Here is a 21249-nt window from a genome sequence, read left to right on the forward strand (position 1 = left end):
TTGTTTGACTATAATTATATAATATTATACTCTATTCTGTATTAAGTAAAGTTAAGAAAGATGATCTTAATTAACTATCTAAGCTTATTAGTGAACTTTGGTGTGTTAACCAATAATAATTATTAAATAAAATTTATTATTTCTACAGAAATAATAACACTTAAGTAGATTAAAAATATTATTATAATAGATAAATAAATCAGAAAAAATTTAGCTTTATATAAATTTATTAAATTTACCATTGTTATTTAAGATAGAGCTCACCGTTAAAAGAGTAATATGTAAAAGTACAATAAGAGGTTTTTAAAAATGCTAATGTTAATTAACGTAATAAGTTATAAGAGGTATTTAGCATGGTAAAGTTAAATAATGTAATAAACTTCAATAAAAAATTAGCAAAAGTTAATGTAACTAGTCTTTCTATGCTACTTTTTAACTTCATTGCTATTTTCTTTTTAATTCAATCAGATGCTTATGCAGTGATTTTTAGTAATAGTCAGCCACGGATATTTACAGATGTTAACACTCCAGCTGAAACTTATTTTGGTGGTTTTGATATGCGTGATCCAAGAAGCCCTATTAATTCAGGGCCAACTAGTATGACTTTTACCACGCATAATTTAGCCCAAAACCAAATTCTTGCAGCTTCTGGTGGTAGTATGGGTACTGCTGCACGAGGAAGTGTAGTTAATGGTGATGCAACTATTACAATGCATAATACTGTATGTAACTTTTTATATGGTGGTGGTTACTCTGAAGGTCCAGATGTTGTAGTTACTGGTACAGCTAATATCTCTGTCTATAATTCACAACTTATAGATATCTTTGGTGGAGGTTTTGATAATGGTGGACACAATGGTCATACAAGTGTAGGTGCTGTAAAGATTTTAGTAGACCATTCTGTTGTTCAGAATTTGACAGGCTCAGCTTCATCTGTTGGTATTGAGTCTCAAGGTCGCTATGCTGTTTTTGGTGATGTAGATATTGCTGTTGTTAATGGTTCAGATGTTACAACACTCACAGGTACTTCTACAAGTTCAGCTCATATTAAAGGAAATCTCTCAATCCTTGTAGAAAATTCGCATATAACTGACCTTAACTGTGTTGATCATGCTTTATTGGATGGGAATCTTTTTGTTCGTATTGGTCCTGGAGCATTGGTTGATCGTCTCTTCCTTTCTACAGAAAATCTTCCTAAGGGTTCTTCTTTATTTGAGATTGATGGTGGTAGAGTTGATGGTTTATTTGTTGGTCCCTATGCTGGAACTTTAAATGACGCAAAAGTTTTAATGAAAAATGGTTATGTATTGAATCTTGATCCATCACCAAGAACGCCTGCAGGTGTAATAAAAAATTTAGACATATTTATGGAAGGTGGAACCATTGCTTGGTTAAACCTTGCTCCACAACAAGGTGTGTCTCATAACGTCACATTACATTTGGATGGGGGTACAGTTGAAAATCTCCGATTTGGTAATTTCCCTGGTGCTAATTTTGATGGAATAATTAGTTTTGCAAAAGCAGAAGTAAAAGGTGGCACTATAGAGAATATAGAGCCTTTAAGAAGAGGAGTATTAAATTCTAGCTTAATTTTTATTCCTGGTGGACTATCAAGAGTTCATACAGTTGAAAATGGGAGAGGTTTAGGCCTTAGTAATGTTACAGTACAAGAGGGTGCAAGAACGGTTTGGGGGCTACCTGGTAATCGATTTACAATTGAAGCAGATGATTTTGATCTAGGGGGTACTATTATCCTTCCAAGTACGGATAGTACAATAGAGCTAGTTGTAAATAACCATTTGATAGCTAGTGGTGGAATGTTTGAAATTAATGATGCAGATAGATCTAGAGTAACACCACTAGTTGTATTTACTGGAAATCCTGGAAGTTCTGTAAATATTATAGATCCTCTAAGTGTAAACTTAGATCTTCCTTTAAGCTTTTTAGGAACTAGTGGTATTGTATTAGCTCAAGCTACACCTAATCTTGCTGATCCCAAGTTGTTTGAACCAATAATACATAAAGGACTTATGTGGGGAGATATTGTTTTTGATGCTACTTCTAACACATGGTTTATTAATAATATTCGTGAATCTAAGGATTACTATGGATATTTATCAGTCCAAGGAGCATCAAATTGGTTACGTCAACAGCATATGATAACAACACAAAGACGTTCAGCCAACGCACTGTTACATAAACATGATGGACTTTGGGTAGATATTCAAGCTGGTCATGAAAAAATTGGTACAAACTATGGTAATTCAAAGATGCCATGGGTTATGGCAAGTGCAGGATATGATTATAGAAAAAATATTAATGATAATATAGCTATGTTATATGGTTTTGCTCTTGGTATAGGAGATGGTCATCAAAAGTGGACTCTTGTTAGTAAGATGAAAAATAGGATTACCATGGGGCTACTAGATGGATATTTAGGATTTAGTTATAATCCAATAGGACTATATGGATTAGTAGCACTACAAGGTTCAGTAAGTAAAATAAAAACAAAAAGTCCAGGATTTTTTGTAAATGAGAACTGGACAGAAGTAGTCCCAACAGAATCTTTAGAGCTAGGTTGGCACTATGCCTTTAATGAGTTCTTTACTATTACTCCAAGGGCACAAATGATTTTAGAGCAAACTCCTAAACATTCTATTGAATTTTGTTGTAGAAAAAATAAAGAGAAAATTAAGCTTCATAGAAATACAACAGTAACAACAGTTGCTGGTATTTTAGCTAACTATAATATTGAATGGCTGGATATTCATGGTAGTGTTGATTGGATAAAAGGTGTTGCTGGTACATATAAAGCTCACTCAGAGCTTTTCAATAAGACATTTAAAGATAAAAATAATAATAGTGTATTGCGAGCATCCTTAGGATGTGATTACATTATCAGAGAAAATATGAGCATAGGAATAACTGCCTTTGGAGATATGATTAATAATAAAGGGATTGGAGGCCAAGCTAATTTCTCATATAAATTTTAGAACAATAGTTTTATTTGTTGATAAAATATATTGTCCTAACCTATTAATTAGATAACTTAAAAAAGATGAGAGAAGCTTAAAGCTTCTCTCATCTTATATTTTAAAGAATTAATGTAATATGTTAAGTTATATTAATATCATAGTATAGTTAAATAACTTTTTTAGTTTTTTATCCATGTAAAAAATTTAATTTTTTACATTAATAAGACTATATTCTTATCACTTACTTCTTTTGATAGTTTATTACAAATTTGTTAATTAAGTATAATATATTATGTTACTGTGTACGTATCACTTATTAATATTTATTGTATAGTTATTTATAACTAATTTAAAATAGTAGGTAAGAATTAAGTATAATAAGTTTTTATGTAGAATTTAATCTGACTAAATCAAAAAAATCTGTGGAAAATATTTACTGTAAGTATAGAGGGTTAGATTGTTTATTTTAGATTATGTTTTTTAGTCTAAACGTAAGATTTTTTATTAGAGGAGGGAGCTCTACGGATTTTGCTGAAGCAATAGTTTCTTTGGGTGAAAGAACTCTCAAATTTAAAGAGAGTTTGCATATGGAAGAAGCAACAAAAACAGCGCTCATTTTGCTGTTTATTAAAATATTAGGTTATGACATTATTCAATCCTTTAGAAGTCATTCCTGAATTTGTTGCTGATATTCCTGGAATGAAAGGAGAAAAAGTTGACTATGCTATTATGCGTGAAGGTAATCCTAGTATAATGATAGAGTGCAAAAGTTGTGGCTTCTAATCTTGATGAGGTTAAGTGCAATCAGTTATATCGCTATTTTGTTACACAAGACTCTATTATAGCTATTTTGATGGATGGCATTTGGTATATGTTTTTTCCTAAAGATACTGAAGGCAAAAAAATGGAAGAAAAAGCATTTATGGAGGTTAATCTTAAAGAGATTGACCCGACCTTGCTTCCGGAGTTGCGCAAGTTATGCAAAGGCCGTTTTGATTTGCAGAAAACTCTTGAAACTGTTCATGAGTTGAAATTCAATCTTAAAATTAAATTGTTGCTGGTGAATAATTTGGAGGAACCCCAAGAAAACTTTGTCATTTACATTACAAAAGAATTTGGGATTAAAGCACAACAAAAAGCAATTGAGCTTTACAGGTTATGTTAAACGTGCCTTGATGGAGTTTGTGGACAAGCAGGTGATGCAAGATTGAAAAAAGCACTTGTGGCTACCTCTAAAAAAGATGACACAGATACTTCTATTGTAACAAGTTCAGAAGGAGAAGAACAGGATAGTCGAATTGTAACAACTGATGAAGAAAGGGAAGGATTTCAGATTTAAAGGCTATCATGAGTAAAGTTATTGATCCTGATCGTGTATATCTGCGTGATACTGTTAGCTATTGTGGTATCCTTCTGGATAATAAGAATAATAAACCTATTTGTCGTTTACATTTCAACTCTATTAAGGTGAAGTATATTGAAACTTTTGATATAGAAAAGAAAGGGACCAAGCACAAAATTGAAAGATTGTCTGATATCTACAAATATGAAGACATATTACGGACAACTTCAGGTTATTACGACAAAAGTTAATATTTTATTTATGTTACGATTTTCCTGAAGTTAGGTGTTTGAAAACACTGTGTTATTATATGGAGTAGTATCAACATAAAGTTGATATTGATTCTAACTCTGCTTTATTTTGTTTTAGTTGTTAAACTATGACTATCTGTTTTTTTATTTAAATGGAATAGATCTTATTTTTTATACAATATAAAAAATATCTTGAAGAAGATAAAAACTAAATAGTTTCATTTTATGTTGAAAAAAGAGAAAAGCTGTTAGAAGGTTTTTAATGAATATTTTGATAGTTATTTGGTTGCGGGGGAAGGATTTGAACCTTCGACCTTCGGGTTATGAGCCCGACGAGCTGCCATGCTGCTCCACCCCGCGTCACTTAAAAAGAATATATCAATAACTATGGTTAATGTAAATAGTTTTTAGTTATTTCTAACTTATTAGTATGAAATTTTTTATTATTTAATTATAACAAGTGGTTTAAGTGTATATTAATAATTAAGATATATTGTCTACTTCTTTATTATCTTTTTATTTTTATGTAATTTTAATACTAATGATAGTAATAAGAAAAAGAAAAGTGAATTATATTATAGGATATGTTGTTTTTTCCTAATGTGGTTGGAATATTTTATTTAAACAATACCATTTTCTCCAGGGCGTGTATATATAGGAGTAGTAGTATGTTGAATATATTGCTGTGTATCTCCAAATATAAGAAGGATAGGGCTTGCCACAAAAATGGAAGAAAATGTTCCTATAATGATACCAATAATCATTGTTAAGGCAAAGTCATGAATAACAGTACCACCTAGTATGAAGAGACTGAAAGCAGTTACAAAGGTTGTAAAAGAAGTCATGATAGTACGCCCTAATGTTTGATTGATACTCAGGTTAATAATATTTGAAAGGGGAAGATAGTTTTTCTGTTTTTGTTCTTGGAGATTTTCACGTATTCTATCATAAACAATAATTGTATCATTTAAAGAATAACCTACAAGTGTAAGTAGTGCAGCAATAACATTGAGATCAAATTCTTTTCCCATAAGTGTTAATAATCCTACGGTAATAAGAACATCATGGAGTAACCCAACAATAGCTCCAAGGGCAAAGTTAAGTTTTAATTTCCAACATAGTAGAATAGTAAGTATAAGTGCAATAACTACCTTAGTCACCATAGAAAAGTCAAAAAGATTCATACAATACATTGCAGCAGCTAAAACTCCTGTTATGCCAGCTGCTATTATCCAACGATGTTCAAATCTTCCTGATATATAAATTGTAATAAGAAGGATAGCATAAAATATAGCTTCTAATGCTGAATTCCGTAAATCAGCACCAACTTTTGGCCCAACTACTTCCAGTCGTTGAATCGTAACTGGATTACTAGGAGAATATGTATGTAATATTGTACTTATATCAGATTTAATAGTCATACTGTTAAATTCAGAAGATGAAAATCTTACAAGATATGCTTTATTATCTTCTCCAAATTGTTGTATTGTAAGGCCTGGAAGGTTAAGTTTTGTCAGTGCTTCTTTTATATGTTCATCTTCTATAGGTTGTGAAAATTGGAGTTGGACAGCTATACCTCCCGCAAAGTCTACACCATAACGTACTCCTCCATTTACAATAATGGTTCTGATTCCTATCAAAATAAATATAATAGAAATAATATAGGCAAGATGCCGCTTTGCAACAAAATTAATATGTGTTTGTCTTTGAAAGAGTTCAATAGTCATAGCCACTCCTAAACACTTAATGTTTTTTTCTTACTTTTGCGTAGCCATAACAAAAAGCAAGTATAAGAAACAAAAATAGCTGTAAACATAGAAGCAATAATACCTAAAGATAATGTTACTGCAAAACCTCTTACAGGGCCTGTTCCAAATTGGTATAAAATTGCTGCAGCAATAATTGTAGTTACATTTGAATCCATGATAGAAATACTAGCACGATCAAATCCAGCTATAACTGCCTTTAATGGCATTAGTCCTTTTTTTAGTTCTTCACGGATACGTTCAAAAATAAGAACATTTGCATCAACTGACATTCCTATTGTAAGTACAATACCAGCAATCCCTGGTAGGGTAAGTGTTGCTCCAAAAGCAGCTAATCCTGCTAATAAAAGTGTCATAGTAAAAAGCAGCATAACATCTGCAAGTAAGCCAGAAAGACCATAATAAAGCGGCATAATAATAAGAACAGCAAATCCTCCTACAATAGCTGCTAACATCCCTTTTTCAATAGATTCTTCCCCGAGGGAAGGTCCAACACTTCTTTCTTCAAGAATAGTAACAGGTGCAGGGAGAGAGCCAGCTCGTAGAATAATAGATAAATCTTGAGCTTCAGCCATAGTAAAGTTTCCAGAAATACTTGCTTTTCCTCCAGATATACGTTCTTGAATAGTTGGGGCACTATATATTTTTCCATCTAAGACAATAGCCATACGCTTTTTTATATTTTCTGCTGTAATACGCTCAAACATTTTAGCACCTTGAGAATTAAATGAAAGTGCTACATAAGCTTTATTGTTTTTATCATCAAAGTTAGGGCGTGCATCTGAAATGTTTTCTCCTGTCATAACTGGTTCACGTTCGAGTGGGATAAGAATTTCTCTTGAAGTTCCGTCAGGGTAGAAAATGACTTGAGGAAATAAGCGTACTCCAGATGGAAGAGGTGTATTTTGTTGTAAGTCATCCCTTACAATATGAAAGGTTAAGTGGGCGGTTTGTCCTATAAGATGTATAGCACGTGTAGAGTCTGTTAAACCAGGTAGTTGAATTTGAATACGAAAGTTGTCTTGTTTTCTTATATCAGGTTCTGAAACACCAAATTGGTCAATTCTGTTTCTTATAGTACGTATGGCTTGCTCAAGGGCCATGTTTTCAATAGAAATTTTAGCCTGTTGTGTGAAGTGAGCATAATATTTTAAACTACCATCAATAGTCGTAGGTTTTGAAAGAACAAGTTGAGGGTAACTTTTTACTATTAATTCTTCTAGGTCATTTTCTTGTTCTTTTCTAGGTAATAAAAATTCTAGTTGTCCATCAGGAGTTATTTTTGTCTTTAAGATAGTAAGACCATTTTTAGATGCAGTACTACGAAGATCTTGTCCTGTTAATACAAGAGCATTAGACACTGCAGTATTAACATCAACACCTAGTGTAAGGTGTATTCCTCCTTTAAGATCAAGACCAAGGTTTATTTTAGTATCAGGTAGGTATTTACCTATAATAGAGTTATCAATAAATGGGATACTTGGAAGAACATATATTATGCTTAATATTAAAATAAAGAGCGAGATAGTAATTCGCCAAGGAAGCGATTTCATGGATTGTCCTCAAGTCAAATATACCTAGTTATAGTTAACTATTGTATAGCTAATGTTTCTATTGACTTTTAATTCTATCATAGTGAATGTTATAAATGTAAGGTAATAAAATAACTAACTACGTGTAGTTTAATTAAAGGCTATTATAGGTTATTTTTCTTCTTTAGTTAAAGAACCTTTTTGATCTACTAGTCCAACAACATATGCACGGTTAATTTGTACGGTTGTATGACCAAGATCTGTTGTAATAGTATCACCATCAATATCAACAATCCGTCCAATAAGTCCACCTGTAGATAATATATGATCCCCTTTTTTTAAGGCTTGTAGCATTGCCTTATGTTGTTTTGTACGTTTTTGTTGAGGACGGATAAGTAAAAAGTAAAAAATAGCTAACATTATAATAAGAGGAATAAACTGCATAAATACATTACTAGGTTCCCCTGAAGAAGGATCAGGAGTTCCAAAAGCATGAGCAATAGAAATCATAAAATCTCCTTTTTATATTAATAGCTTTAAACACAGCTACTAGTCATGATACATAAAAATATAACTAAGACCATCTATGTATAGATTTAAGTTAAGATTGGCAAGAGGAGGTAGGAAAAAGTTTTATTTTTTGATGTATATCCAACTTTATATTGAGTTTTATACTAATCTAATAGTAACCTTTAGAAATTGTTAGCTAGTGTATCTGTTAAAAAAAAATTGGATATTTAAATTATAATAAATACTCAATGAGCTTTTAGTATTACTCTCTTAGTTAAGGGGGATGTGAAAAACCAATATATAAGTAAGGTTAGATTTTATTTAAAGAAGATAATATTAGATAATAGTCAAGTTTAGTTAATTTTTTATTACTATATTTAGTAAATATAGCTAGAGATAAAATATATTTTAGTAAATATATCAGCTAGTTGCCTAATAATGCTCTTTAATTATAGTGTATTTTTATATAAAGTAGAATTTTGTTAGCACCTAATTGTAGGTAGTTTTTATAATACAGTTATGGGTAATGTTAAGTTATATATAGACATTTTTTAAGAATATATCTATTTTGTATTTACAAAAATGGTTATAGTGATAAATTTTAATGAACTTACTATAACCTCTTGACAGTCAGTTGTATTTCACAATACTTGCGGAATACAAGTTGATTACTTGTTGTAAAAAAGACTTATTTTGAGGAATAAACATGAAAGCCGAAACAGGCGTAATAAAAATTATAGGCGATGTAACCCCTTACTCTGGAGCAGGAGATAGTCGAGTAAGTATTCTTAGTGAAGATAAAGAGTATCGGATAGCTCCTCGTGGAGCAGGTATTGATCTTATAGATCATATGAGTGCTTCTGTTGAAGTAGAAGGTATTGTTTCAGAAGATCAGGATGGAGCATATTGTATTCATGTACGTTCTTATCGTTTGCTAGATGCATTTGATGCTGAAGACTGGTATGATGATAATGAGTAGTTATAATATATAATATATATTAACACTGGGAAAATGAAATAGGTTATGTAAAAGTATTAAATAAAATTAGGGAAGAAGTAACTTCAGTGGAGCTGAAAAAATATCTTGTATTAATCCTATAGTATCTCTCCCAAGAGAACCTATAGTACTAAGAATTAACTTGGCCGCATTAATTGTTCTTTTTGGGTTATCTATACTTCCTGTATATTTTATGGGGATAGCTATAGGAAATCCTTCCATATCTATAGTGATGAGGTAGTCAAGATTCCATTCAGGAAGATCAATTTTTCCACTCCCTGTTATTACCATTCCAGGCCCTGTTATTGCAAAATTATTATTTGTAATAATACCATTTATAATATTTCCTGTTGCACCAATGTTACTAAAATTTTGTTGAGTAGTAGTGGTGTTTCTTTTGAAATAGCCATTCTGGATAAAAATACGCCATTTCCCTTGAAGATTTTTAAGGAAATCTATAGATGATTTTGCTATTGACTGTATATTAATAACAAATGTACCAAGGCCTGAAATAAGATATTCTTGTTGACGTTTTTTACTTAGTTTAATCATATCCACACCTTTTGAAATATAATGAAAATCTATCTGTGCACTATTGCCATTAGTTGAAAGAGGGCAAGCCTTAAAGCTTGCTTCTGTTTTTCCATCACATAGTGATGCTGTAATTGGAGTGATAGATAATGTTCCTTGATTAAGACTAATGGGTACTACTACATTAGTATATGGAACTTTTCTATAGATAAGCTCAGCTAGAGTCAGTGTAGATTGAATATTTACTTTATTCAGCAATTCTATCGGCCAGAGTTCCTGTGATTTTTTCAGTTTATTTTGGTTAATTGATAGTAAATATTTATCTAAGTTTAATGAACTTAGTTGGATATCTCCTGTCCAACTTGGAGGGTTTGTCTGTAATCCATTGAGAGAAAATTTAATCAGTGTATTATCTAATATTCCCTGTATATTTGTAAGGCGAATTGTTGCAGGAGAAATAAAGATATCTCCTTGCAATTTACAATATTGCAACATAGTTGGAGAAATATTTTTTGGTTCATAACCAAGTTTACTTAATAAATTTCTAAGATTTTGTGTCATGACAGTGAGAGAACCCTCCCATTGTCTTGTGTTACTTGTACTAGAACTAGTTTTGATTGTTCCAGATAGGGCTGTTTTAGGATGTATTTCACCTTGAAAATTAGAGAAGCTAAGAAAACTATTATCTATGTCAAAAGATATTCCTCCATAAGCCACAGCTTGTACGCCAGATACAGAACATACAACTTTTGATGGTATGTTTTCTGCTTTAATAGAAAGCCAGTCAGTGGTTGAAAATTGTATTAACCCATCCATTGTAATTGAGCCATTCCATCTTGCTGATGATATCTCTGCACTCCACTTCCCTTTATATGGAATTGTAGAGGATTTATTTCCCTTTGATGGTTGACCAATACTGTCACATGTTAGATGAAGCATAGAAAAAGGAATAGCTTCAGACGCTGTTTTTTTTACTAATCCATCAGTTACATATAAATCAATTGTACCTTTTAGACTTGAAAGAAATGATGCTAAAGTATCACCATGTCCATTAACACGACTTGTGCCAGAAGCTTTACCTTTTAGTTCATATTCTTTTGTAATAATATTTGTTATATCAGACAGTTGAATATTTTCTATAGCTAATTGTATTGTGTGCCTATTAGATAGTAAAAGTGAGGAAGATAAACTGCCATCATAAAAATTTTTACAGTTAGTATGAATCTGAGTACCCTGAGGTTTAGGTTGTATGTTACATATAAACTGATATCCATCAAATTTCCAACATGTTACATGATCAGCCTGAATAGTAATGTCATAGTTGATTGTTTTTTTTATATTATTATTATTATTATTATTATGGAGATTACTTAAGATAGTTAAAAACGTTTCTTTAGGATAGGATAGTTGTGAAGATTTTTTACCCTTTAGTTCTGGAAGAAGTGTATTAAGGTTGAACTGTTTTGTGGCAAGGGATAATGTAATCGTTGGGGATAAAAAATTATTGACAGTTCCATTCCCTTGAAATGTAGTATCTAAAGAATGAATGATTATTTTTTGGGCATTAACTTGTTGAGGAGATAATGTAAATTTTATTTCTCCAGATAATTGATTAAGAGCATGTTGAATACCATTTGGTAGTTGCCTTGCAAAAGTAAACCAATAGGGAAAACTAAAATTTTTTACATCCATTGTTCCATCAAAAAAGAGATTTGATAGTGTATCATAATTTTTTATTGTTCCATGAAGATCTATATGAGTTTTATCAAAAAGTAGTTTTGAGTTTTTTATCAGCAGTGGAGGAAAGTGTGTCATGTCCTCAGAAGATGTTGTTGTAAACGGAACAGATAATAGTATAGGAATGGATGTATTACCATTAGGGAGTGTTCCTTCAATATGTAACTGCCCATGCATTGTAAGTTTATCAGAGTTATCTTTTTCTAGTTTTGTCGTGAAGTCGAATGTAATGTTATTAGCTGTATTGGTTGTAGGTATAGCCCCTGAAACCTTAAATGTAGTTTTTTTAGTATTTGTAAATAAATCGTATAAAGGAGAAGTATCATGAAGTAATGCTGTATTTATTTTATACGGCATATCCTCTATGTGGAGCTGTACTTTTTCAATACTTTTTTGTGCAGTGCTAGAATTATTACTTACAGTATTCATTATTTCCCAGATTATTTCATCTGCAGTGAGCTTTAATGAGCTTGTAAGTGTCTTAGAAACACCAATTTTACCATTAATACCTATTATCTTAAAACAATAGTCATTATTTTGAAAGGTAATACTACCATTTTCAATAAAAAGTTTACTATCTGTAATTAATTGGAGAAGATGCGAAACTTGTTTTGGTATAGCATATCCTGTGGTTTTACTATTTTTTTTTTGTTCATTTTGAAGAATAATGGAGGCTATTGGTTGGATTACCTCAATAGAATATATAGAAATGTTTCCTGATAATATGTTGGTGATTTTTGGAGTAATCAAGCATTCTTTAATATGAATTGTATCACCTTTTTGTGTTTGAAGTATAACATTTGTTAAGTAAAGCTTAGGAAAAGGTACAATATGAAACCCAATAGAATTAGCAGAAATAGAAGTATCCTTTAATTGTTTTGAAATAGTAGAAAGTATTTTATTTGTAATATATTGTGGATGTTGTTTGATAAAGTAGAATGTAATACCAAAAAATACTATAATTCCTAATAGAAAGAGAGTAACTATACTAATGAGAAAAGATCTCATAGTTGATACTCCAATAAAAATATAAAGATTATATTAGGTATAGAATAAAGCTTATTCAATGGTATGTATTCGTTTTAAGTCTAAATAAATAATGTAACCTTTTACAGGTAATGATGTTGTTTCTTTTATGATATCCAAATATTTCTGTAATTGTTGTATATGCTGTAGGGATGTTTCTCCTGTTTTATATTCAATAACAGAATATTCTTTACCATTATTAACCAGAAGATCAACACGATAAATATTGTTATTTTTATCAAGAAGTGTTTGTTCTGCAAGTCCAAATTGTATCCAATACCTTGTTTTTGGTAGAGAAGTATACCATTGAAGAATAGATAGCACGTCTTTTACAATAATATTATATTGTGAGGATGGTAAAGGGAGTGGAAATCGTTTTATAGCATAATCTATAGCAAGGGAGATATCTATATTTGGATTTTTTGATATGCATAAATATTGTAAACAGTGATGTATAAAAGTTCCTCTTCTTTTGCTCGTAATACCTAGTTCATTCACTGGATTACGAAAAATACGTAATTGAGGTAACCAGTGCATAGGTCTCCAACTAGATGTACTTTCATCTTTTGTTTCAAGATATATGTATGGTATTTCTGTACTGTTTTTATTAGAAGATAACATTGCTGTATGATTAGAAGTATATGTTTTTTCACCTAGTTGATAGATATTATTATCCCAGCTGAGATAGTCTAGTATGGGGTTAATGGCTTCAGCAAATGATATTTTTTTAGACTTAGTTGATGTAATGAGTGCATATAATTCTTCTTCAGCTCTTGTCCATGCAACATATAAGAGGTTTAATGATTCACAAACATTTTTTAGTAAACTGCTATAATATTCTTTTGGCATGGCTGGTGATTGTTTTACAATAATATTAAAACCATCAACACATGTTTGAATAAGTGAATCGTTAGGTTTAAGAGGAAAATCATGCCATGGAATAATGACTATAGGAAATTGTAGTCCTTTAGATTTATGGATTGTCATGATTCTTACGGCAGCTATATTTTCTGGCATTGGTGTTTTTTCTTTATGACCGTGCTGTTTCCAGTACTCTAAAAAATTTGATATAGAATCATATCCTTTTGTACTTGCTATATAGATAATTTCAAGAAATCTTCTAATAAAAGACATTTCTTTTGGAAATCGTTTTTTTATTTTAAGCCGGTCAATAGATTCTTGTATTGCATCATAAGCAGAAAGTAATCCAGAATCGTCATAAAAAGGAAGAATCCAATGTTCCCATGCATCTGGAAAGTCAGCTTTGAAAGCAAGGTATAAGGGTTGTGAGCGATTTCTAATACATATCCATTCATCTAATTTTTGTTGTGGGATATTAAGAAGAGGTTGAACAAGATTTCCTCCATTTATTATTCTCCAAAAGGCAAGATCATTTTGAGGTGAATCTAAAAACTCTAATATAGCAATAAACTGAAGGATAATTGGATGCTCTATAAGTAAAAAGCTATTTTCTGTCACTACAGGAATGTTTTTTTCCATCAGCCAGTTGGCTACTTGCATAGCCCTTTTATTAGATCTAACAAGAATAGCAATATCCCCCAAAGAGCGACGTGTTTGAATATCATGAATGATATTTATTAATCTATCATGAACAACAGTGTCAGGATCACTTTCTTCATCATTTAGTATACGCTGAATATATACATATCCTTCTTTTTTGTTTGGAGCTATGGATTGTTCAGCATCTGCAAAAGACTGAGTTACTAGAGGTACTTGCTCTGAGAGAATAGTATTTTTTATTGTTGGTGCAATTTCATTAGGGAGTATCTTAGAGAAAATAGATTGAACTATATTGTGATCAGATAATTTAGTAAAAAGAGTATTATTTGTATTAACAATATGATATGCGCTTCTCCAGTTTATAGGTAAGCTCTCTTTTTGAACATAAGATGCTATAGATTGTAGCTCTGGATCGGATAGGACTTTTTCAAAGAGTGTTGTATCACCACCTCTCCAACCATAAATTGCCTGTTTAACATCTCCAACCCATGTTAATGATCCTCCATAGGAAAGAGCTTCAACAACAAAAGGTTGAATAACAGCCCATTGTTCATGGCTTGTATCTTGAAATTCATCAATAAGAATGTGTTGAAGATTTGTCCCAAGTTTACAGAATATTTCTGATATACCATAATGTCCTGAGACTGCTTGTTGTGCCAATGAAGGAATAAGTTCAGCAAGGATAATACGTTGTTTACAAAAAAATTCTGGTAGTAGGTTATATAATTCTTTAGCTAATTTAACATAAGGTATAGTTTTTTGAGAGTTTTTTAATAATACTCCTGTTGTATCAAGATATGTAATTAGTGATTGAAGGGTATTATAAAGTGAAATAGTATGATGACTAGGGGTATTTTTTGAAGATTTGAGTATACAGTCAGTTAGGTTTGGTTTACGTAACATTGTAGATTTTGGTGGAATTGTATGTTGTGTTCCTATCTGACAAGCTTCAAGAGCTTTTTTAAAATTTGAATGAATGGAAAGTTGTTCGTTTTTGATGCAAGATGCAAGTTCTGTTGCTATTTTTTTTACTGATTGAATTTTTATTGTAAGATGTGCTGTAATTTCTTGAGGTGAAGTTATTTCTTGTTCACCATTTATAAGTAGAGGTAGTATTGAAAGAACTTTTTCTCTTAGAGTAGATCCAATCATAAAATTGTTATGTTTAGTATGAAATAATATATCACTACAGGCTTCTTTTAGTATAATATAAAGTCTTTCGTTATGTTGTGTTTTTTTAAGGATAGAGTCTAATAGTGGTGTTAGTGCTTCTTCTGTAGAAAAAATAGGTTGAAAATCAGGTGGGAGATGAAGTTCTAATGCAGTACTATGCACAATAGTATGAAGTAAACTATCAATTGTACATATGTTGAGTTCACTATAATTGCGTAGAAAAATATTAATCCAATGTGCTGCTTGTGTACTAGTTAAGCCTGGTATTGGTTGAGTATTGAGTGCTGCTTGCTTTAATCGAGTTATAATACGCTGTTGCATTTCTGCAGCAGCTCTATTGGTAAAGGTAATGGCAAGAATACTTGTCCATGAATGTTCATACTTGTTATAAGAAGAGTTTGTGTTATTGTCATTTATACTTTTATTTAGAAGACTAAGAAAACTATATGTGAGTTCATATGTTTTCCCAGATCCAGCTGAGGCACGAATTTGACGAAGAAGAGGAAAGTATTCTTCATATGATGACTTTTGTATGTTCATTTTCTTCATTTGTGAGAGGATTACAATGAGGAAGCATACCTGTAAGCCTTCCTTGACCAGTGGATTCAAGTACTGCTCGCCAAAGTCCTGACTTTGTATTAAGTTTTCGACGTTTTTTGATAACCATATTTAGTGGGATATGAACATAGTTGTCCATAATATTTGCTACTACCATGTTTGTTTTACCTGCCATAGCTGCATGTACAGCATATTGTCCAAGAAATCCACAGTAAACTCTATCATTAGCATTTGCTGGAACTGATCGTATAATATAGCTTGGATCAATAAGCTTTAGTATAATAGGTATATCTTTTTTAGAAAAATAATCTTTTATAGAGTTTTTTAACAAAGTGCTAATATCAGCTAAAACAGGATTTCCAGAAGGATCTGTTTCATCTTGACTATCTAATAAATGTTGTCCAGCACCTTCTGCTACAATAATAACAGCATGTGAACGTTCAGAAAGACGTTTTTCAAGAGCAGGAAGGAGTCCACCATTACCATGGAGTGTAAATTGTACTTCAGGAATGAGAACAAAGTTTGCTTCTTTTAGTGCAAGGGCTGATTGGGCAGCAATAAATCCTGATTCTCTACCCATAAGTTTTACAATGCCTATACCGTTTTTAGCACCACTGGCTTCAACATGAGCACATCCAATAGCTTCTGTTGCTTTTTCTACAGCTGTATCAAATCCAAATGATTTAGGAATAAAGTTAATATCATTATCTATGGTTTTAGGTATACCAATAACAGAAATACGAAGGTTATGTTGGTGGATTTCTTTAGTGATAGAATTTGCTGCTTTCATTGAGCCATCACCACCGATAACAAATAGAATATTAATATTATGGTGTACTAGTGAGGCTACAATTTCTTCAGGTTGTTGTGGACCTCGTGATGAACCAAGTATAGTCCCACCAAAACAATGGATATTTTTTACAACATCTGGTGTAAGTTCAATAGGTGTATGATTAAATTTGGGAATAAACCCTTCTAATCCATAACGAATGCCAATTACAGAAGCAACGCTATATGCATAGTGAGCTTCAAGAACAATAGCACGGATAACATCATTGAGGCCAGGACAAAGGCCTCCACAGGTAACAATAGCACAACGTGTTGTTTGAGGTTCAAAGTATAAATCTTGTCGTGGACCAGCAAGTTCAAGAGAAAGTGTAGGTGAAGAACCTAAGTCTTCTATTTGTTCTTGGTTAAGACAAAGGTGTATGTATTCGTTTTTTTTAATATCGCAGTATGGTAAAGGAGAGGGTATAGCAGCTTCTCCAAGAGTTTTGATAGGAAGTAATGTGACTGAAAGTGAGGAGTAATGTGTATTAGTCATAGCTAACTCCTTAAAAAAATTTGATGAGAAGTTGAAAGAAAATAGGTAGTTTCTTGTGTTATACCTAATCCTTAATGTTATTATAGGTGTAGGGTTACTTTCAGGCAATGTAAGGTATGTAAGAATATCAGTAAAATATATAGTAATTGCTGGAAGACAAGAAGAAGAGAATAAGTCTATAAAAAATATGGTGAGAGCATTAAATGTAGTTACTAGTTATAGAGTGAGTAGTATTGTACCATGTGATTTAGTAAGAAATAGATAAAAGTATACTATTGCAGTAACTTGGTATGATTAATGCAGATATTAAATAAATCTTTAATCATTATGTATGCTATTTAAGATAACTCTTAACAGTTATCTTTTAACTTATTTTTTATAACTTTTTTAATATAATGAAGATGCTTAAAAGGATTATACAAATAACATGTAGATTATACTTAACTAACGATAATTAGAAGTATTTTATGTTAGTTAGAAGTTATGGTTAGCTATGTTAACAAATTGTGTTATCCTGCAGATGCTACTTTATTGTAGTTATTACTCTTTATTATTTTTTTGAGACTTGTAGTATAGTTATGGAGTAATTATATGAGTAACACTGATAATTACATAATGATAAAAAAAACAAATAATCTTAATAAATTACTATGGAGTATATTGTTGTGTTTTTTATTAGTATGGGTTGTATTAACCTTTGGTATTGGTATCCCATATTATGGAGTACAGCCAAGTAACCTGCTAGAGTCATTAGGTTATAAAAAGAAGGTAACAAAAGTTAACAATAATCAACAGGTATTGTATACAGAAGATACTCTTGATCAGATGACATTGGAGGTTATGAGAAAAGATAAAAAATCTAACTTAGTGTCATCCAGTGTACAAACTCCATATTTTTTTATATGGTTAGAGATAACTTGTTAATCCAACATCAAAATAACATTAATTTTTTTCAATCATCATTTTTTTTGAGCTATATTCCTCAAGTAAATGTTGCAATGGCTACAATTCAATTGTGTAAACATGTCCAAAGTATTTCTAGTAGTAGACTACAATTAGCTGAACAATTAATATATAATAGTGAACTCCTAACTATAACTAACTATAACTCTTATTTATAAAGTATATTTTGTGAAATAAAATTCATAGTTATTGGAGTCGTTTTCTATTAAATATTTTTTTATTAACCTAGATAAATATAATATAAAAAGGTAGTTATGTTATTTTTATGAATATGCTATTACTACTATTATTAATAGTATGTTAGATTCTTAAACAGTAAAGTTATTTTGGCAACGTGCAAAACAACTTATAATGATGCCTCCTGCTTGTGCAACATTAAGTGAATTAACATCTCTCACCATAGGGATATGTAATATGGTATGACATCTTTTTTTTAGTTGTAATCTGATACCACTTTTTTCACTACCAAGAATAAGTAGAGCAGGGAACTTTAGTTCTGCTTCAAAAACATTTTTACTATCTTTTTCTATAGATGTTCCATAAATATGGAAACCTTTTTCATTAGCTGTTTCAATAGCTCTAGAAAGATTTATTGCTTTACTTATAGGGAGTCGTTCAAGACATCCAACAGCAGCTCTCCTTGCATCTTGACCAAGAAATACTCCATTATGTTTAGGGATTATAACTCCTGCTCCACCAAGTGAATAAAGAGTCCTGATAATAGTTCCTGCGTTACCAGGATCTTGTATTTGATCAAATACAACAATAAGCGGAAGGGGTGCATCTGGAACTTTATCAAATAAATCTTCAAGTTCTATAAATCCAGATTCAAATAAGCGAGCAACAATACCTTGGTGATTAGTAAGGCAAAAACGGTTAAGAACTTTACTTGTGGTAAATATAAAACGTATGTTTGTCTGGCGACATAGATCAAGAACTTTTTGATATTCTTTTGAGCAAAGACCCTTTTGTAAAAATATTGTGTCAATTTTTTGAGGTTCTTTTTCAATTAAATCCAAAACTGGCTTAATTCCTGACAAGATAGAAATAGTTGAGAGAAAATCTAGAGAATATTCAGAAAAATTGGGGTGTTGCATCTTCGTAAGCTGTTTTGTATAAGGTAATTGGCGATGTTTTTTATTATGTTGTTTTTTATTTTTTAGATTTGTTATCTCTTTCATCTTATTTATACTATTTAGTTTATTGGTGAATTTTATCAAAATTATAAGATAGTTATAATAAATTAGTATAAGCTATAGGTAGTATAATTAGTAGTCATATCTACTAGTTATTGTGTTTTTTGTAATAAATCCATATAAGAGTTATCTGGGGTAAAAAGTGTACCAAGTTATAACTGTTATATTTATTCTTAGGTCAAGAGCAATGAGAATAAAGGTTTCTCATTACTTAATGCTTTTATTACTTCTACTGAACTTTGGAATATTAGAAGGTTGTGGAAATAAAAAACTTTCTGGCAGTGATAGGTTTGTTTCTACAAGGAGTTATAGCCGTTGTAAAGAAGAAAAAACAGGTACTGTTTATCTTCCTGCAGATGACGGAACACCTTTAAATAAAACAGAATTCAATGCTTTTAATTCAAAAGGTCAATTTGATAGAAATATTGATTCAAAGGATATGAGAGATATTTTATTACACTTTAAAAAGTATGTACGTCATGAGCGTAAAACTGTTGAAATAAATGTGCAGCGTGCTAGTAGATATCTTCATCATATTATTAAAACTTTTAGGCAAGAAGGACTACCTGATGAGTTGGCGTATTTAGCTTTTATTGAAAGTGGTTATAATCCATGTGCTCGTTCTTGTACAGGTGCATCAGGAGTTTGGCAGTTTACTTGTGCAACAGGAAAGTACTATGGGATGTCCAAAAACTCTTGGGTTGATAAAAGGCGTGATCCTTATGAGTCAACTCGTGCAGCAGCTCAATATTTAAAAAGATTACATCAAATTTTTAATGATTGGCATCTTGCTATTACAGCTTATAATGCTGGAGAAGGGCGTGTTTCTCGTGCTCTTGCTGCTAGTGGAGCAAAGTCTTTTTTTGAGCTTAGAAGACGTAATAAGTGTATTCCAGAAAAAAATCGTCTTTCTGAAGAAGGAAAGCAATATTTACCCAAGTTTTTAGCAATTTGTAAGATTATAAGAAACTTAAAGCAGTTAGGATTTGAACCTATTGAATTGTCTAAATCACAGAAAATGGTTGAATTAAAAGCAAAACCAGGAACAAATTTAAAAACACTTTCAAGGCATCTTGGTATGAGTTGGGATGAATTTTTTGCACATAATGCAGCATACTTAAAACATACTACTCCACCAGGTGTACATAGTACTATTTATGTTCCACATCATAAAGTTCGAATGGCTCATGCTTTTTTGAATAAAAAGTCGAAATCTAAAACATATATGGCGGATAGAGGAAAATATAGAGTTGTTAGGGGAGACACTATTTCCTCTATAGCAAAAAAAACAGGTGTTTCTATTGCTGACTTGAAAGATGCAAATCCTCATTATGGCTCTTTAAGGGTTGGTACTATCCTTACTATACCATCTTCGTCAAAAATGGTGGCAAACTATGTAGAGCCAGAAATATATCAAGAAAAAACAGTTCAGGATACTAAAAACTCTCAGAATACAAAAGTACAATTCCATACTGTAAAGAAAGGAGATACACTTTTTTCTATTGCTAAATATTATGGTATAACTCAAGATTGTTTAGTAACTGCTAATAATTTGTCTCATACAGATATTAGTGTGGGGCAACAACTTTACATTCCTATAGAAAAAATATCACCTATGGCAATGTTGAAAAAGGATCCAGAGCAAGTTCAGCCTAAACGTATTGTTCAATATCAGGTACAACAAGGGGATAGTTTATGGAGTATTGCTAGAAAATTTAATGTTCCTCCTATTGACCTACTTTCTTTAAATAACTTAAGCCGTCAAAGTAAACTTCGACCTGGAGATTATGTTCAAGTTGCTATAAATTGATTATAATAATAAAAGTTATGATATGAAGAGAGATGCT

At 31.3% G+C, this 21249-nt stretch carries 16 protein-coding genes and 1 tRNA gene; 9 read left to right on the forward strand and 8 right to left on the reverse strand.

The annotated features are described in order from the left end of the window. Positions 1-353 precede the first annotated feature (353 nt). The 5 genes from LI_RS00235 to LI_RS00245 all read left to right on the forward strand — a co-directional run bounded on the left by LI_RS00235 (position 354) and on the right by LI_RS00245 (position 4568). Entirely contained in the window at positions 354-2993 is a 2640-nt protein-coding gene (locus tag LI_RS00235) for an autotransporter outer membrane beta-barrel domain-containing protein (RefSeq protein WP_011526128.1), read from the forward strand. Positions 2994-3617: 624 nt separating this feature from the next. Beyond that, positions 3618-3758 carry a hypothetical protein gene (locus tag LI_RS07480; RefSeq protein WP_155800191.1) on the forward strand — a complete coding sequence of 47 codons (141 nt, stop codon included), beginning with the start codon at positions 3618-3620 and terminating at the stop codon, positions 3756-3758. Further along, positions 3748-4140 carry a hypothetical protein gene (locus LI_RS00240; protein ID WP_011526129.1) on the forward strand — a complete coding sequence of 131 codons (393 nt, stop codon included), beginning with the start codon at positions 3748-3750 and terminating at the stop codon, positions 4138-4140. Before LI_RS07480 ends, LI_RS00240 begins: the two co-directional genes overlap by 11 nt. 42 nt (positions 4141-4182) lie before the next feature. After that, the gene (locus LI_RS07670; protein ID WP_257616103.1) at positions 4183-4314 is read left to right on the forward strand and encodes a hypothetical protein; all 132 of its coding nucleotides are present in this window, start codon (positions 4183-4185) and stop codon (positions 4312-4314) included. Positions 4315-4322: 8 nt separating this feature from the next. Then, entirely contained in the window at positions 4323-4568 is a 246-nt protein-coding gene (locus tag LI_RS00245) for a hypothetical protein (protein WP_041817023.1), read from the forward strand. Between the two features lie 283 nt (positions 4569-4851). Here LI_RS00245 and LI_RS00250 read toward each other — a convergent pair. From LI_RS00250 to yajC, 4 genes are all read right to left on the reverse strand, one after another. Beyond that, positions 4852-4928: transfer RNA gene (locus LI_RS00250), tRNA-Met, on the reverse strand. A 260-nt stretch (positions 4929-5188) separates the two neighbouring features. Further along, positions 5189-6295: a protein translocase subunit SecF gene (gene secF, locus LI_RS00255; RefSeq protein ID WP_015353663.1), complete on the reverse strand. Its 1107-nt coding sequence runs from the start codon at positions 6293-6295 to the stop codon at positions 5189-5191. Positions 6296-6303: 8 nt separating this feature from the next. After that, positions 6304-7887, reverse strand: coding sequence for a protein translocase subunit SecD (gene secD / locus LI_RS00260; protein WP_011526131.1), 1584 nt, complete (start codon positions 7885-7887; stop codon positions 6304-6306). 150 nt (positions 7888-8037) lie between these two features. Then, positions 8038-8376 carry a preprotein translocase subunit YajC gene (yajC, locus tag LI_RS00265; RefSeq protein WP_011526132.1) on the reverse strand — a complete coding sequence of 113 codons (339 nt, stop codon included), beginning with the start codon at positions 8374-8376 and terminating at the stop codon, positions 8038-8040. Between the two features lie 706 nt (positions 8377-9082). Between yajC and LI_RS00270 the strand changes: the two genes are divergently transcribed. Beyond that, positions 9083-9355, forward strand: a complete 273-nt coding sequence (locus LI_RS00270; RefSeq protein ID WP_050812163.1) for a hypothetical protein — start codon at positions 9083-9085, stop codon at positions 9353-9355. Between the two features lie 66 nt (positions 9356-9421). Here the strand turns inward: LI_RS00270 and LI_RS00275 are convergent, their stop codons facing one another. The 3 genes from LI_RS00275 to LI_RS00285 are packed head-to-tail and all read right to left on the reverse strand — an operon-like array spanning position 9422 to position 17243. After that, positions 9422-12649 carry an AsmA family protein gene (locus LI_RS00275; protein ID WP_011526133.1) on the reverse strand — a complete coding sequence of 1076 codons (3228 nt, stop codon included), beginning with the start codon at positions 12647-12649 and terminating at the stop codon, positions 9422-9424. A gap of 51 nt (positions 12650-12700) precedes the next feature. Further along, a complete protein-coding gene (locus LI_RS00280; protein ID WP_223604125.1) occupies positions 12701-15901 on the reverse strand; it encodes a UvrD-helicase domain-containing protein in 3201 nt (1066 codons plus the stop codon). After that, positions 15876-17243: an ATP-dependent 6-phosphofructokinase gene (locus tag LI_RS00285; RefSeq protein ID WP_011526135.1), complete on the reverse strand. Its 1368-nt coding sequence runs from the start codon at positions 17241-17243 to the stop codon at positions 15876-15878. The genes LI_RS00280 and LI_RS00285 overlap by 26 nt, the downstream gene beginning before the upstream one ends. Before the next feature lie 55 nt (positions 17244-17298). On the opposite strand from LI_RS00285, the gene LI_RS00290 reads away from it, so the two are divergent. Further along, positions 17299-17508 (forward strand): hypothetical protein, encoded by a 210-nt coding sequence (locus LI_RS00290; RefSeq protein ID WP_041817024.1) that lies wholly within the window; start codon positions 17299-17301, stop codon positions 17506-17508. 326 nt (positions 17509-17834) lie between these two features. Further along, a complete protein-coding gene (locus LI_RS00295; RefSeq protein ID WP_011526136.1) occupies positions 17835-18167 on the forward strand; it encodes a hypothetical protein in 333 nt (110 codons plus the stop codon). A 347-nt stretch (positions 18168-18514) separates the two neighbouring features. On the opposite strand, the gene rlmB is transcribed toward LI_RS00295, so the two are convergent. After that, the gene (gene rlmB / locus LI_RS00300) at positions 18515-19387 is read right to left on the reverse strand and encodes a 23S rRNA (guanosine(2251)-2'-O)-methyltransferase RlmB (RefSeq protein WP_011526137.1); all 873 of its coding nucleotides are present in this window, start codon (positions 19385-19387) and stop codon (positions 18515-18517) included. 157 nt (positions 19388-19544) lie between these two features. Between rlmB and LI_RS00305 the strand changes: the two genes are divergently transcribed. Further along, positions 19545-21212 carry a LysM peptidoglycan-binding domain-containing protein gene (locus LI_RS00305; protein WP_011526138.1) on the forward strand — a complete coding sequence of 556 codons (1668 nt, stop codon included), beginning with the start codon at positions 19545-19547 and terminating at the stop codon, positions 21210-21212. Positions 21213-21249 lie beyond the last annotated feature (37 nt).

Origin of the sequence: Lawsonia intracellularis PHE/MN1-00 (assembly GCF_000055945.1) — a bacterium.
Lineage (GTDB): Bacteria > Desulfobacterota > Desulfovibrionia > Desulfovibrionales > Desulfovibrionaceae > Bilophila > Bilophila intracellularis.